The organism is Rhizorhapis suberifaciens, from assembly GCF_014200045.1.
GTDB lineage: Bacteria > Pseudomonadota > Alphaproteobacteria > Sphingomonadales > Sphingomonadaceae > Rhizorhapis > Rhizorhapis suberifaciens.
Genome location: NZ_JACHOV010000004.1, coordinates 92,858 through 106,798, shown reverse-complemented (window position 1 = coordinate 106,798; position 13,941 = coordinate 92,858). Strand labels below are relative to the sequence as shown.

Annotated in this window: 12 protein-coding genes; 5 read left to right on the top strand and 7 right to left on the bottom strand. The window is 59.3% G+C overall.

All coding sequences use genetic code 11. The annotated features are described in order from the left end of the window. The first annotated feature begins 37 nt into the window (after positions 1–37). Together HNQ99_RS06365 and HNQ99_RS06360 are read left to right on the top strand one after the other, a co-directional pair. Entirely contained in the window at positions 38–577 is a 540-nt protein-coding gene (locus tag HNQ99_RS06365; protein ID WP_184474807.1) for a peroxiredoxin, read from the top strand. Positions 578–648: 71 nt separating this feature from the next. Beyond that, on the top strand, positions 649–1,167 hold the full coding sequence (locus HNQ99_RS06360) for a hypothetical protein (protein WP_184474806.1): 519 nt from the start codon (positions 649–651) through the stop codon (positions 1,165–1,167). On the opposite strand, the gene HNQ99_RS06355 is transcribed toward HNQ99_RS06360, so the two are convergent. From HNQ99_RS06355 to HNQ99_RS06335, 5 genes are all read right to left on the bottom strand, one after another. Next, a complete protein-coding gene (locus HNQ99_RS06355; RefSeq protein WP_184474805.1) occupies positions 1,158–1,406 on the bottom strand; it encodes a hypothetical protein in 249 nt (82 codons plus the stop codon). The genes HNQ99_RS06360 and HNQ99_RS06355 overlap by 10 nt on opposite strands. A 65-nt stretch (positions 1,407–1,471) precedes the next feature. Continuing rightward, positions 1,472–2,260, bottom strand: a complete 789-nt coding sequence (locus HNQ99_RS06350) for a CpsD/CapB family tyrosine-protein kinase (protein ID WP_184474804.1) — start codon at positions 2,258–2,260, stop codon at positions 1,472–1,474. A 14-nt stretch (positions 2,261–2,274) separates the two neighbouring features. Further along, positions 2,275–3,738 (bottom strand): GumC family protein, encoded by a 1,464-nt coding sequence (locus tag HNQ99_RS06345; protein WP_184474803.1) that lies wholly within the window; start codon positions 3,736–3,738, stop codon positions 2,275–2,277. Continuing rightward, positions 3,735–4,943, bottom strand: a complete 1,209-nt coding sequence (locus tag HNQ99_RS06340) for a hypothetical protein (protein WP_184474802.1) — start codon at positions 4,941–4,943, stop codon at positions 3,735–3,737. The genes HNQ99_RS06345 and HNQ99_RS06340 overlap by 4 nt, the downstream gene beginning before the upstream one ends. Continuing rightward, a complete protein-coding gene (locus HNQ99_RS06335; RefSeq protein WP_184474801.1) occupies positions 4,924–5,553 on the bottom strand; it encodes a polysaccharide biosynthesis/export family protein in 630 nt (209 codons plus the stop codon). The genes HNQ99_RS06340 and HNQ99_RS06335 overlap by 20 nt, the downstream gene beginning before the upstream one ends. A 469-nt stretch (positions 5,554–6,022) precedes the next feature. On the opposite strand from HNQ99_RS06335, the gene HNQ99_RS06330 reads away from it, so the two are divergent. The 3 genes from HNQ99_RS06330 (at position 6,023) to HNQ99_RS06320 (ending at position 11,224) form a co-directional block, all read left to right on the top strand. Next, on the top strand, positions 6,023–6,787 hold the full coding sequence (locus tag HNQ99_RS06330) for a WecB/TagA/CpsF family glycosyltransferase (protein WP_184474800.1): 765 nt from the start codon (positions 6,023–6,025) through the stop codon (positions 6,785–6,787). A gap of 196 nt (positions 6,788–6,983) precedes the next feature. Continuing rightward, positions 6,984–9,650: an acyltransferase family protein gene (locus HNQ99_RS06325; RefSeq protein WP_184474799.1), complete on the top strand. Its 2,667-nt coding sequence runs from the start codon at positions 6,984–6,986 to the stop codon at positions 9,648–9,650. Then, positions 9,647–11,224, top strand: coding sequence for an O-antigen ligase family protein (locus HNQ99_RS06320; RefSeq protein WP_184474798.1), 1,578 nt, complete (start codon positions 9,647–9,649; stop codon positions 11,222–11,224). Before HNQ99_RS06325 ends, HNQ99_RS06320 begins: the two co-directional genes overlap by 4 nt. Here HNQ99_RS06320 and HNQ99_RS06315 read toward each other — a convergent pair. Then, positions 11,205–12,584, bottom strand: coding sequence for an oligosaccharide flippase family protein (locus HNQ99_RS06315; RefSeq protein WP_184474797.1), 1,380 nt, complete (start codon positions 12,582–12,584; stop codon positions 11,205–11,207). The two genes, HNQ99_RS06320 and HNQ99_RS06315, sit on opposite strands and share 20 nt — an antisense overlap. Further along, complete coding sequence (locus HNQ99_RS06310) at positions 12,577–13,791, bottom strand: glycosyltransferase family 4 protein (RefSeq protein ID WP_184474796.1); 1,215 nt, start codon at positions 13,789–13,791, stop codon at positions 12,577–12,579. The genes HNQ99_RS06315 and HNQ99_RS06310 overlap by 8 nt, the downstream gene beginning before the upstream one ends. Between the last annotated feature and the right edge of the window lie 150 nt (positions 13,792–13,941).

Sequence of the window (13,941 nt, the reverse complement as noted above, 5' to 3'; positions counted from 1 at the left end):
TGCGCGAGGCGGAGCTATGCTGTGCTGGGAGGACCCGATGAAGACGCTGATCGCCCTATTCGCCGCTCTGTTGCTCGTCGCGCCCGCTGAGGCGTTCGCCGCCCTGCCGGTCGGGGCCAAGGCTCCGGACTTTACGACCAAAGGTGCATTGGCCGGCAAATCCTTTACACTGAACCTTTCCAGGCAACTCCGAACCGGTCCGGTGGTGCTATATTTCTTTCCTGCCGCGTTCACCCCCGGCTGCACCATTGAAGCACATGAGTTTGCCGAGGCGAGCGATGCCTTTCACAAGGCTGGTGCAACGGTAATCGGTCTTTCTGCCGATCCCATCGAAAAGCTGCAGAAATTCTCAATTGAGGCGTGCCGGAACAAGTTCGCTGTTGCCTCTGCTACACCTGAGGTGATCAAGGCTTATGACGTGACGCTCCCGCAACGTGAGGGTTTGTCCAACCGCACCTCATTCGTCATTACGCAAAGCGGGAGGGTAGCCTATGTGCATAGTGACATGAGCCCCCAGGATCATGTGAAGAACACGCTGGCGGCTGTCCGGTCCCTGAGCAACAAAAGCGCAAAATAGCTGCAACGCAACTCCTCTCCTGTGGTGCGCGTTACTGATCGCATCGGATCATGCTGAAGAGAGCCGTTGTGATGCCGCAAGTCGTTGATCATCCCTTTCCCAGAGTAACGAGCCGCCTGCTGTTAGGCGCGCTGGCGGGCATAGTAGGAACAGCCGCGATGACGGCCGCGATGAACCGTATGTATCAGCGCTTGCCTAAGGATGAGCGATATCCGCTACCCCCGCGTGAAATAACTCAGACGCTGCTTGGCGGTACATCGGAGGACTCGATGCAGGATCGTTCGACCGCGGCGCATTTCAGCTTTGGAGCAGCGGCGGGAGCGCTGATGGGGACGGTCAGCCCCTCTGCACGGCCAGTTGCAGGAGCGATAGCGGGCTTATGCATCTGGACCGCCAGCTATTTCGGTTGGGTCCCCGCGCTTGGCGTTCTCAATTCTGCTGAAAAGCACCCAATCAGGCGCAATGCGCTCATGATCGGAGCGCATCTGGTGTGGGGCAGCGTAACGACCGCGACCATGCGCGATCTTTTGGCCGCGCGGCACACGATGCTGGGCGACGGCCCGTTGCGGGATCGAAACCGTCAGGCGTGACGGCCCAACGCAGTCTGGATCATTCTTTCCCAAGCGCCGTTTGCCGCATAATCGACCGCTCGCATCGCAGCATCAGGCTCTCGCATCGTCTTCAGCACGGCGACGGCATCATTGACATAATCCGGCCATTCCTCATCGACGATTTCGGCGACAGCCGTACCCGGAGGCGCTGCTCCTTCGGCGTTGCGGCTGAAATGCTGACCTGCGAGGACGCGGGCGATGCGTTCTACCATGTCCATGTGCGTTCTTCCTTTCTGTGCCGAAGGGAACCCGCGTTTGAAGATGATGTTCCGGTCCTACCTTGTCAGCGATAATAATAGGATTGATCGAAATCCCTCCGCCGCCCACTGAAAATAGACCTGTTAAGCACAGTTCCGACCAAGGGAATTGCCTCCATCAATCGCAGAGCTTCGCGCACCTCATCTGCGCGGGTCTTACCCTCTTCCACGACCAGCAACACGCCGTCCAGGTGCTGAGCGAACAGCAGAATATCATCGACCACGAGAACCGGCGGCGTATCGATGAGGCAGATGGGATCATCACTGCGGCCCCGCAAAGCCGACAGTAATTGAGGAAGCGTCTCGACGGTGAGCAGTTCTGGCGATTGGGGCTGGGGTACTCGAACGGGGACAATGCCCAGATTCATGTCCTCGACATTCTGCACCACGTCCCAAGCATCTGCCCCTCCTGACAAATAGTCGTCGATGCCGGCGGCAGCGGAAAGTCCGAAGCGCCATCCGACAGCCGGCCGGCGAAGGTCAAGGTCGAGCAGGACTGTGGGGCGAACCCGGCTGAGTGCTGCTGCGAGATTCGTGGTGATGAAAGTCTTGCCGTCGCCAGGACGGGTAGAAGTGACAGCGATAACGCGGCCGCCGGAACGCACAAATCCATTCAGTAATTGCCAGCGGAGGAAAACGAAGCTCTGCGCGCGCGGATCCAGGTTGTCGAAACCGAAAATGCCGTTCTCTACCAGCCGTGCTCGATCCAGCCGGACGGTATGGCGTCGCCACGCTTCAACATCGGGGTGGACATTAACGCGTTCGTCACCTGACGGCAGCGCCGAGGATAGGATCCTGTTCAATCCGGTAGACATGGATTTCCGCTCCTTTAAATCTTGGCACCGCCCGGCAACAGCCGACGCAACAGGGAAGAGATGCCGGCTGGTCCATCGGGCCTCAGCATCGGTACGACGGCCAGGGGCCGAACACCCGTCAAGCGCCGGATGGCAGCCTGGCCATTGATAAGGCCGGCCAGCATTTCAAGGATAAGGACCAAGCTCACACCGACGGCTAGGCCACCCGCCATTCCAAGTATAACCAGATGTTTTGGATTGGGGCTGATCGGCTGCAACGGCCAGTTGGCGGGATCGACCACCGAAAAGTGCTCGCCCTTACCCTCCGATTGCAGATTGGCCGCGACTTGAGCCTCCAACTGCTTTTCGCGTATGTCCTGATATTGCTGCTTCAGATTGTCATAATCGCGTTCCAGATTGTTCAGTTCATAGGCGGCTTGGGGGGCAAGGGCGCTGATGCGCTCCATTTCACCGACTGAAGCAACCAGATTTGCTCGTCTCTGACTGAGGGACACCACGCGGTTCCGCCCGGCGGCGATCTCCGATGAGATAACGCCAGTTCCGCGAGGCGTCGTTTTGCGTGCGCTTGCCCGTGCAGCCTTCAGCGCCGTGCGCGCGGCCACCACATCGGGATGCTGGTCGGTGTAGATGGAGGTCAGTTGAACCAATTTGGTTTCGGCAAGTTGAACGGAATTAGGTGCCTCATTCGCGGCGGATGCCAATTCCGCGCCGCGTGCAGCCAAAATGCTGTTTTGTTGCATGATTCCTTGCGCCTCAGCATCCATGCGCGAGATTTCCGCCCGAAGCGCCGAACTGGACTGAGCGCTCAACGCCACTTGATCGGGAAGCGCGCCGCCATAGCGGGCCTGAATCTCCCGCCGCTTTTGGTCGAGTTCCACCAAGCGGTCGCGCAACTCATTGCCGCGCCGCGCCAGAAAGGCGGCTGTGCCTGATGCCTGTTCGATGCGCTGTCGCTTGTCTTCGCCTATGAACATATGGGTCAGGCGATCGGCGACGGCCTGGGCGGTGGCTGCGTCGGCATAAGTGAAGGACAGGCTGAACGCGATCGTGGTCCTGGCGCCCTGGCCTCCATTATTGGTGTCGCTGGCGCTCACCAGATTGACGCCGACCGCGCCTCTCATCAAATTCTGGACATCTTCACTGGGGAGTTCCTCGCGCTCCTCCGGGTAGAGATTCAGGTCCTTTATGATCCGGACGATATTGGCGCGGCTCAGAATTTGTTGGCGGATCTTGGCGATGCGCTCGTCGGCATAGGTGGCGAATGGAGAGGCCACGAGGGCAGTGGGCACCTCCTGTGAGGCAATGAGCAACGTCGCTGTCGACTGATATTGCGGTTCTATGAACAGCGTCATGCCGGTTGCAGCGACCGTGCCCAGAGCCGTCGGTGCGGCGAGCCACCAGAAGCGTCGGTACAAGATCGCCAGCAGTTCGCCTGGTGTTACAAAGCTGGTGGGGACTTCCCCTTCCTCCTCGCTCATGGCGTCCTCCTCCAGTCATAGCTCAGCCTGATGCCGACAAACCCGGCCTTGACCGTGCGGCCGGAAAATAGTTCCTGCCGGCGATATTCGATGTTGCCGCCCACTCGGAATTTGCGGGCTGCCTGCCATTCCACGCGCGCCTCGGCTCGCATGGAATCAAGGGCGGAGATGTCCGCACCTTGCAGGCGAGCACGCTGATATTCCCCGATGGCGCTTAGAGTTACTCTTTCGCTGACCCGGTGAGTGGCGGACAGAAAACCCGCCAGACGCCGCTGTGATCCCCCAAAGCCGCTAGGCTCGGACGAGAGCGTGGCGTTGGCACACAGCGTCAGCCGCTCAAGTTCATGGCACAGGTCCACACGCCCGGCAAAGCGCGTCCGCGCCGATTCCCGAATGGCAGGAAGTCCGGGGATAAGCAGGTCATGCGCTTCGCTGCGTTCCGCACCTGCTTCAGCGGTCAATTGCCAATGCTCGGCCAATCGCTGATCTACGGTTATAAATCCTGAAATCGTCTTGAATTTGGCTTCATCATCGGGCGAATGGAACTCTACCTCCGCCCGCGCCCCGAACCGGGTATAGGGGCTGGTCCGTCGCCAGAGTTGCAGGCTTGGCGTGATTATTCTGGTGTCGCGCAGAGGAGTGGTGGAACCCAGATAATTGGTGTTCAGGTACGCGACTGCGGGCGCAACCTCGAAATGCCGATCAGGTTGCCACAACAGACCCACCTTCGCCGTGACATCTTCCCGCAAACCTTCCCCATCGGACGCGGCATCGATTCCAGAAGTCAGTTGGTCGGCCAAAATCCCCCGGTCGAAACCGGCCGACGCCAGTACCGACAGCCGCTCGCTGTCTCTGTAGGTGCCATCGGCGTGCAGATTGCCGATCAAGAAGTCCTTGTACCGCGCACGGCTGTAGATGCGCTTGGTCGCAACACCCGCCAAGTCCAGCGATGATCCGCCCGGCGATGTCACGGTGACCGCAGGCCGGACGGACATTTCGCCGATTACGGTGTCAAGGTCCGACCCAGTGATCAAAAAGGGATTGGAGGACAGGAAAACGCTGGCGTCCACCGTCAGCCTGGGCTCAACCTTCGCCATTGCGGGGAAGGTATAGAGCAGTGCAACCGCCAGCACCGCCAACCTTCCCTGCCGCTCGGCCCCCCGGCGCGTAAATGGTCCGGTGCGGTCAGGGGATGACGAGGACATCGCCGCTCCTGAGCACGGGCAGCGGTTTCGCCAATGCGCCGGGGCCAAGGCGTCGGCTCCCTTTGAGCACCTGTGCGAGTTGCACACGTTCAATGAATTGGCCCTGAGGCGTCTTGCGCAGGATGACGGCGCCCTTCACGTCGGCAAAGTCGGCGAGTCCGCCAGCCAGGCTGAGCGCCTGAAGAATATCGATCGCACCGCTGGCAGCATAGCTCCCGGGCGTACGGACCTTCCCCACGACAAAGAAGCGCATGCCTGTAGCTTCGCGAACGGTGACGGTGACATCAGGCGGCCCGTTCCTGTATTTGTCGGCGAGTTGCCTTTGAATTTCGGCACGAACGTCCTGGGTCGTAAGGCCGGCGGCAATGATGGTGCCAGCCAGCGGAAAGGCGAAGCTGCCGTCCGGCTGTATCCGGACGGTGCGCTGCATCCGGTCCTCTCCCCAAACCAGCACTTCCAGTTCATCGCCGATATTGATCCGGTATTCGGCCTCAGGAGCGCTTTGTATGGCCGCCGGGAGGGCCTGCGCCAAGGATTGGGCAGGCAGCGCCGCAGTGGCACAACAAAAGACGACTTTGGCCGAAAGGTGTAAAAGCCCAAGGCTCCTCATGGCTCATCCCCTAAAATAAGCAGGCTTTTACTATAGCTTGATCAGAAGGGTGCCGAGCAGTCGGAAAGGACAGGCCCAATTCTTGCGTGGTGATTTCTTCCACTCCTATTGAGTAAACGCCGGGGAAACCACAGCCGGTCTGCCCCTTTGTTCTGCCTGGTGTCGTAGTCCCACGCGATCCGACCCACGGAATTTTGATTGGTGCTTTCGCGAAATGATTTCGCCGACAGGCACGCCTACTCTTGTTCAGGGCAGGCTTCCTCCATGAGGAACGGACAGGTTCCGGCAAAGCATGCGTCCTGATCTTCAATTTGGGCGGCCGGCGCTTTTCGTCGTGTGATTGCCTACAAGAATGGAGGGCATGGTGGCCACATCAGCTCAAGCCATGAATGGCTTAGTCCAGGCAGGCGGCAGAGCATCCGCCCCGCCGCCTTCCGGCAGGATCAGAAAGTCGACGGACTTTCTGGACATGGACTTTTCGCCCCTGGGAAAGGCCCAGGTGCTCAAAATGATCGCGGAACGGCCGGTCGACGCGCCATTTGCCTATGTCGTTACCCCTAATGTCGATCATATCGTGCGTATCCAAAGGCTGCGGTCGGATCTTTGGCCAATGTATCGTTCAGCATGGTTGAATCTGTGCGACAGTCGCATTCTGTCGCTTCTGGCTTCTCGAACCGGCCGTTCGCTTCTTCCTATTCCGGGCAGCGATCTGACAGCGGATTTGCTGGAGGAGTTCATTTGCCCGGATGACCGGATCGCCGTGGTGGGCGGCGATCCGGTTATGATCGCAACCGTGCGCGAAACCTATGGCTTGCGCAACCTGATGCACCACAACCCGCCCATGGGATTTGCGTCGGATCCCGCTGCTCTCGAAAATGCAACGCAGTTCGTCATAGAGGCTCGTGCACGCTACACTTTTTTGGCGGTAGGCTCGCCGCAGCAGGAGATACTGGCATATCAAATCGCCTGCTCCGGGCAAGCAACAGGTATCGCCCTGTGCGTCGGCGCAAGTCTGCAGTTCCTGAGCGGGGATCAGCGGCGGGCTCCGCGCTGGCTGCAACAGCTTGCGCTCGAATGGCTGTTCAGGCTGTTGTCCAATCCGCAACGACTGTGGCGCCGTTATCTGGTGGACGGCCCATTGATCCTGCCGATCTACAATGCTTGGCGGGAAAAGCGTGATCAGCGTCGTGAACCGCGGCATCTCTGCCCGTATCATGCGCGCTACAGACGGTGAAAGCCCACAAGGGGAGGATCTAGAGCATCGTGCGATTAATCGGCATCATGACCCATTCGTGTCGAGCGAAGCCGAGATACGGCTACACTAAGCCGGCGTCCCTCGGCCACGCTCGGATCGAACGGTGAGATTCCGTTTTAGCGCAAGCGGCTCCAAGATGGAGCATGCTCGCCAGACTATGCCGTCTGAGACGGAGATGCCACGCGCTATCGGCCAGTTGACTTCGCTGCGATTCTTCGCGGCGCTCGCGGTGCTGCTGTCACATCTGGCGTTTCTTGCGGACAACCAGAACCCGGCGGTGAAGTGGGTTTATGATAACCTCTTTTTCGAAGGATATAGCGGCGTTTCCTTTTTCTATGTCCTTTCGGGCTTCATCATATCCCATGCCTATGGCGACAGGATAAGACATCGACACATAAGCGCCGGGGCCTATTTCGCCTATCGGATGGTCCGCATCCTGCCGCTCCACTGGCTCGTGGCGCTTCCATTTCTGGCCTGGCTTCTGCTGATCAAGAATGAAGCGCCCGGCATCACCACGATTCTGCTCAATCTGTCGTTGCTTCATGCTTTCGCGCCGCAGTCGGCGATCCACTATTCGCTGAACGCGCCGAGCTGGAGCCTCTCCTGCGAGCTATTCTTCTACCTGATGTTCCCTCTTCTGGTGATGCTTCGCACCCGCACGCTGGCGACTCTCGCGGCAGGCGGAATCGCCCTCATTGCGACAGCGGCGGCCTATTGGGTGCTGAAAGGCAATCAGCCATCGGCAATGGCGGAGTGGTTCTTCTATCTCAATCCACCCACACGGCTGGTGGATTTCGCTGCTGGCATGCTGCTTTACCGGGCGGCCCGCGCGGGGATGTATCGGGATCAATCCGGTACAGCTCTGGAAATCGGCCTCGTCCTCCTGATTCCGCTGTTGATGGTGGTTTGTCACCAGATGGACGTGCCGATGCCATTCCGGTGGCAGCTCGCTTATCTGCCTGCCATGGCCGCGCTGGTTCTGGTGTTCGCACATGGCCGGGGAGCCGTCTCGCGCATCTTGAAAGCGCCGCTGCCTATCCTGCTCGGTGAAGCCTCTTTCGCTCTTTATCTGACGCACCGGCCGGTCATCACTTTGGCGAAACAGATTAGCGACCGCTATCTGTCCAGCCAATGGGACGTCGTCCTGGCTGCGGCTTTGTTGGTCGGCTGCGTCCTATTGTCGCTGCTGGTCTTTCATTTTATCGACAAGCCCGTCCAGCGCCGGCTTCGGTTGATGGTGGCGCGTTTTGAGCAGCGGACCAGGCCTCGGGGCAGGACACGGGATCAGACCCGGACACTCGCTCAGGCAAGAACCCGCGCCCTCGCAATGAGCGCTCCCGCTCTCGTAACCATTGCGACCGTGGCCTTCGCCACGACGCAGCAATCGGCTCCTCTTTCGGCCTCCATCGCAACGGTGGGGCCCGCCCCGGCGACTCGTGTGGGCGTTAATCTGTTCGGACCCGAGACCTATAACCGCCAGCAGGTCTTCACCAATTTGATCGCCCAAAGCGAATGGTTCACGGCGGAAGGGGACGGTTGGACCAGAATGGACGACCGGCAACTCGATGCGCTTGGTTGGGTCAAATATCTCAAGCCCGGCCAGGCAGCGCCCCGGCCGTTGATTTTGCCTCCTTCCCCATTCCGGAGAGTCGCTGTCCGATGCGTCTTCTTAGGCGAAGGTGAGCTTTCGACAGGCGGTATCGTGGAAGAAACCGACCGAGGCAGCCAGTTCCTGGACTTCGACCTGGTGTCACAAGGAGGCGCGGATGAGGGCGCCTGGATACAACTTGACCGCACAAACCCTGCCAATCCCCTGCGAAATATCGATTGCCGGGAAAAGGGCCGGCCGGCAGCCGAGATGTTTCATCCTGAGTTCGTGAAATTCCTCCAGGGCTTCGCCGTCATTCGTTTTCTCGACTGGCAGATGATTAACGGTAATCGCGGCGGCGTTTGGGCCAAACGGACGCCCGCCGCCTATTCCTCCCAGATCGCCAAAGAAGGTGTAGCGATTGAAAACATGATCCGCCTTGCCAATGAAGCCAAGGTCGATCCGTGGTTTCTGATCCCCTACAATGCCGATGACGAATATATCCGGAACTTCGCCCGAATGGTGCATGATCGCATTGCGCCAGAGCGGACCGTCTATGTGGAACTCGGCAATGAAGTCTGGAACGACATGTTCGAGGCAGCCGAGCAGGCCCGCGAGGAGGGGCTGAAGCTCCGGCTTGATCCGGCTGGAGATCCAACGCGCGCGCAGATGCGCCGTTATGCGCAGAAGTCGCGGAATGTATTGCAGATATGGACAAGCATCTTTGCCGACCGGCCGGAAAAGCTTGTCAGAGTCGTGTCCAGCCTGAACGTCTATCCCGATCTTGCAAAGATGATCCTGGAATATGAGGACACGGCCCGCTGGGTCGATGCTCTTGCGACAGCGCCTTATATCCATTTGGACCTTGCCGACCGGGGACAGCGTGATGTCGATTGGGTGTATTCCCGGCTCAATGCCGCCATAGACGAAACGATCGATTATGCGGTCCAGAACAAGGCGATCGCGGCAAGCTATGGCAAACGCTTCATCACTTATGAAGGGGGTCAGCATCTGGTGACCACCGACATGCCGCTTGCCTACGGCGTGCAACGGGATCCTAGAATGGCTGCCGTCTACGAGCGTTATTTGGCCGCATGGAAAGCGAAATTGGGCGACCTCCTGATGCTCTATGCCTCGACGGCTCCGATAGGCGAATATGGATCCTGGGGACTGAGGGAATATGCCGGACAACCGCTCGCCCAAGCGCCCAAGGAACGGGTGGTGCGACAGTTTCTGGAGGACCTGGACCAATGACCCAGGGCGTGGCCTCTGCGGTTCTGACGGTTCTCGCCATTCTAGCGCTGCTGCTGTCCTACGCTTTCATCAAGCCAGCGCTCTTCATTTCAATACTCACGGTGATTGCGTTCGGCTTATTTTACTATTGCCTCAGTCCGCAGATGAAGCGGTCGATTGGCTACCGTCCGGCGTTGATTGCGCTTGCCATGCCGTTAACCGCCTGGGGTGCCCCCAGCGTGTGGCTGCTCTATGCCGTGATGTTGTGGATGGTGCCGCTTTTTGCTCGCAAGCCGGGCGAAGTCGCCCCCATGTACATGTTCAGCCTGCTGCTTCTGCCGGGCCTCGATACTTCAATGATCCTGGGGGGGGTGAAGCTGTTTGAGTTCGGCGTGCACGATGGTTTGGCGATTGGAGCGATGATCCGGCTGTTGCTGTTTACTCATGGAAAGGCCGGCGGCTTTCGCGCGCTCGATATGCCGGTGGCGGCGATCCTGCTGGTGCTGGTGGCGGGGCTTGCGAGAGATACCACAGTTACGAACTTCATCCGGCTGTTGCTCAATATCGGCCTGGATTACGCTTTCCCTTATTTCATCGTTAGTCGGAGCGTAAGGACGATGGATGACGTCCGGCTTTGCATGGTCTGGCTCACCTGCGCCGCTGTGATCATTTCCATCATATTGTTGTATGAGGTCAGGACCGGCTGGCCGATCTATAACGGGCTTTATGACAGACATGGCATTGTTGCAGACCTGCTGGTCAAGACGCGGGGAGGGGTGCTGCGCGCGGGCGGGCCATTCCTTGAATCCACATCCATGGCGATGGTCCTGGTTTTCTGCTTGCTCGCTGCATGGCTTTCGAGGCCTGCTTTCCGATCCAAGCTCCATTATTTGGGCATTCTCCTGTTGTTGCTGGTGGGACTTTCCGCGCCGCAATCGCGAGGCGCATGGATCGGCTTGTTTATCGGCATGACGGTGGCGGACCTCTATCGCGGCCGGATTGTGTTGCTGCTGCGGCGCTGCGCCCTGGCGGGGTTGGCATGGGGAATATTGATGGGCCTCGCGCAGGTCAGTCCCTATGTTTCGGAGACCATTGGTCTTAGTGGCGGGTCGGTTGACACCGTTGATTATCGTGAGCGGCTGTTTGAGCGGGGGCTGGAGGAGTTCAAGAAAAGCCCCCTGGTCGGCTATTCCTTCCCCGAAGCGATGATCCGATTAGACGACTTGCGTCAGGGCGAAGGTATTGTCGATCTGGTGAACACCTATATCTTCATAGCGCTCATCTCAGGCGCCATTGGACTTTTGATCTTCCTCGGGGGTTTTGCGACCTTCATTGCCTTGTTGTGGATGCGTCGGTCATATCTGCGCCGCTCTCCGGCCGACTTAGCTCCGGCGGCGTTGATCTGTGCTGGGCTAGTGGCGATGATGGAGATGCTGTTCTTTACCTCACTGGGGGGCAGGCCGGCGGTGTTCATGTTCCTGTTCTTCGGCTTTTCGGCGGCGATCCATTGGATGCGCGGCGGGGCGCGGACTTCCTTCACCAAGTTCAACGCCGCACCGTCGATGGCGCCAGCACTTACAAATAGGGCAGGATGATCTGCTCCAGGCCGAAACCGATGAGAATGCCTAGTCCTCCGACGGACAAGAAGGCGAGTTCCTCGGGCAGCTTCAGCAACTCGGCGCGGTGGAGCTGCCACCAGCTGTACAGAAGAGCGGGCGCTTCAATGGCACCAACCGCCGCCACGAGGCCGATTGGCCCAAAGGCGCGAAAGGCGACGGGTCCGACCAGCCCCAGCCATAGCAGCTTGGCAATATTGGCGTGGAAGGTGACATGAATTCGGCCAGAGGCGGTCAGCACCTCATTGGCGCTGCCGCTGCTGAGCGCAAGCAGCGGAGCGATAGCCAGAATTTGCAGGAACATCGCCGCGGGCGCATAGCGATCGTCATAAAGAATAGCGACCACCAGCGAAGCTGTTCCGATGAGAGCGCCCGCAGCAAACATGTAGAGGTAGGACATGCGCCGCCGGTAGCGATAAAATACCGTCTTTAGCTCTCCCGGCTGGTCCCTCCACGTACGGGCGAAGGCGGGGTAGAGGACGCGGCTGGTATAGGCGCTCGTAAAGGCCAGCGGCGCCATCGCCAGATTGGTGGCGAGCATGTAATAGCCCAGCGTGTCGAGCGGAAAAAGCCGCGCCAGCACGATCTTGTCGCATTGCGAAAGAAGCATGCTGATGAGGCTGGAACCAATGACAAAGCGTGCGAAATTCCACAACTCAATGGAATAGGTTCCGTCGATCCGAAAGCGGCGACGAGCATCCTTGAAGCAGAAATAGCTGAAGGCCGATTTGGCAATCCCGCCGGCGAGTGGGGCAATCACGATCGCCCAATAGTTTCGCCAGGCGAACGCCAGCGCCACCGCGACAATCAATTGTATGATGGACGCCAGCGTCTCTACCGCGCTCAGTCGCAAAAGAAGGCGTTCGCGAAGCGCCGTAATTACCGTTAGCGCGGAGCAGCCGTCGATCAGAAACATGAAGGCGGAAACCGCGATCGCAGGGGCGATCTCCGGCTTACCCGTTGCGAGGGCAATGGGCTCTGCCAACGCCATCATCAATATAGTGAGAACTGCCGATCGCATAAGTCGGATCGTCCATATGACGTCCCGGAACTGCTGCTTGTCGCCGTCTGCATGACGCACGACAAAGGCCTGGAACCCAAGATCCGACATCATTGTCATAACAAAGGCGATGATGCCGATAATGCCTGCGATGCCGAAGGCTTCAGGCGCGAGCAGCCGGGTCAGCAGAATGGTACTGACGGCGCGCAGCAGATTGGCGAACACGACGGTGGCGATCACCACATTTGTATCTTGCCGGGCTACGCTAATCGCGCGTGACAGTAAGGTAACCGGACGTGGGAAGCGCCTTGGCGGTTGCAGCGCGCCGGCGTCAGTCACGCTTTGGATGCCGAGACAATGTTTCTTCGTAGAAGCCCAATGTTCGAGCGCCTATGCTGGCAATCGAATAGGCTGTGCGGCACTGGTTCCACGCCGCTTCGCCAGCTCTGGTCGCCGCAGCGGGGTTGCCCAGGAGCCAGCAAATCCGGTCGGCCAATAGCTCCGGACGGCCCACCGGTGTGCGCCAACCCGTCTGCCCATGCGCGATAAGGTCGGCGCTACCGGCCCAGTTGGTGGAGATGAGAGGGCTTCCGACGGCCATCGCTTCGACCGCGGCGTATGGGAAATTTTCCCACCGCGACGCGACTACCGTCACATGGGCTCGTCGCCGCAACATTCTGATCTGGTCGGGCGTCTGAATTCCCAGGAACTCGATGTTCTTGCGCTCCTCGGAGCTTAGATGCTCGGATGCGTAGACATCCCAATTGAACGTCCGGCCATCATCCAGCGTCAGGCCGTAATCCGGGCCCACCATTAGCAGCTTGGCGGTGGGACGTTTGTGAAGGAGGCGCTGGAAAGCAGCCAATATCGTGTCGGCACCCTTCAGGCGGTCGAAACGACCGACGTACAGAATGACGTCCCGCTGACAGTCCGATAGCCGCCAACGCTCGTCGGGATCTGCAACGGCCACCGGATTGGGGATGATTTCTCCGGTGGCGTCTTCCCGTCCATAGAGAGAGCATATGGCATTCATGACCGTGCGCGAGGGCGCCGTGAGCGCCGAGGCCCCACAAATGGCTTTGCCTTCGGCCGATACGCGATGGCGGGAACGACGAGCCTCTCCGGGAGCCTTCGGGAATTTGGGCATCAGCGCATGGGGACCGTGCAAGCGGGTGATGACCGGCACATTAAGACGCAGTTGCGCGGCGTGCGACCAGCCAAAGCTTTCCTCCATTTCCACAAGATCGATAGGCGCGAGGCGGCATGCCTTGCTGAGCTGCGATGCTACGATCCGAGCCGACCAGGGACGGTGGCCGAGATGACTGTCGATTCTGCCTCTGAGACGCGCGATATAGTGGCCCAAGGCTCCTCGCTCGGCATCGAAGTCATGAATGCTGCCATCGCTGGCGAACAGCTTCCCCTGGGCAAGAATCGATACGTCATGACCCTGCGAACGCAGATAGCTTCGCATCGCGGAAACATAGGTGACGACCCCGTTGGCTGCGCCAGCGGGAGGCCAGGTTGGCGACAGATAGGCGATATGCATTCCCGCGTTCCCATTCGTACCGGGAGAGATTGGAACATTATTGTGCCGGTCCCCTCCGCTGTCGATCAGGGAAAATGGGAGGGTATTTCCTCGCCTTGACCAAAAAGGCCGCGCGGGCGCTTAATGATCGGCAGATGGGAGGGCGGACCG

Bases quoted from the DNA above. Each gene is read 5' to 3' on its own strand.
- HNQ99_RS06365 (WP_184474807.1), top strand. From the start codon at position 38: ATGAAGACGCTGATCGCCCTATTCGCCGCTCTGTTGCTCGTCGCGCCC.
- HNQ99_RS06330 (WP_184474800.1), top strand. From the start codon at position 6,023: ATGGACTTTTCGCCCCTGGGAAAGGCCCAGGTGCTCAAAATGATCGCG.
- HNQ99_RS06310 (WP_184474796.1), bottom strand. From the start codon at position 13,791: ATGCATATCGCCTATCTGTCGCCAACCTGGCCTCCCGCTGGCGCAGCC.
- HNQ99_RS06325 (WP_184474799.1), top strand. From the start codon at position 6,984: ATGCCACGCGCTATCGGCCAGTTGACTTCGCTGCGATTCTTCGCGGCG.
- HNQ99_RS06340 (WP_184474802.1), bottom strand. From the start codon at position 4,943: ATGTCCTCGTCATCCCCTGACCGCACCGGACCATTTACGCGCCGGGGG.
- HNQ99_RS06350 (WP_184474804.1), bottom strand. From the start codon at position 2,260: ATGTCTACCGGATTGAACAGGATCCTATCCTCGGCGCTGCCGTCAGGT.
- HNQ99_RS06335 (WP_184474801.1), bottom strand. From the start codon at position 5,553: ATGAGGAGCCTTGGGCTTTTACACCTTTCGGCCAAAGTCGTCTTTTGT.
- HNQ99_RS06345 (WP_184474803.1), bottom strand. From the start codon at position 3,738: ATGAGCGAGGAGGAAGGGGAAGTCCCCACCAGCTTTGTAACACCAGGC.
- HNQ99_RS06360 (WP_184474806.1), top strand. From the start codon at position 649: ATGCCGCAAGTCGTTGATCATCCCTTTCCCAGAGTAACGAGCCGCCTG.
- HNQ99_RS06320 (WP_184474798.1), top strand. From the start codon at position 9,647: ATGACCCAGGGCGTGGCCTCTGCGGTTCTGACGGTTCTCGCCATTCTA.
- HNQ99_RS06355 (WP_184474805.1), bottom strand. From the start codon at position 1,406: ATGGACATGGTAGAACGCATCGCCCGCGTCCTCGCAGGTCAGCATTTC.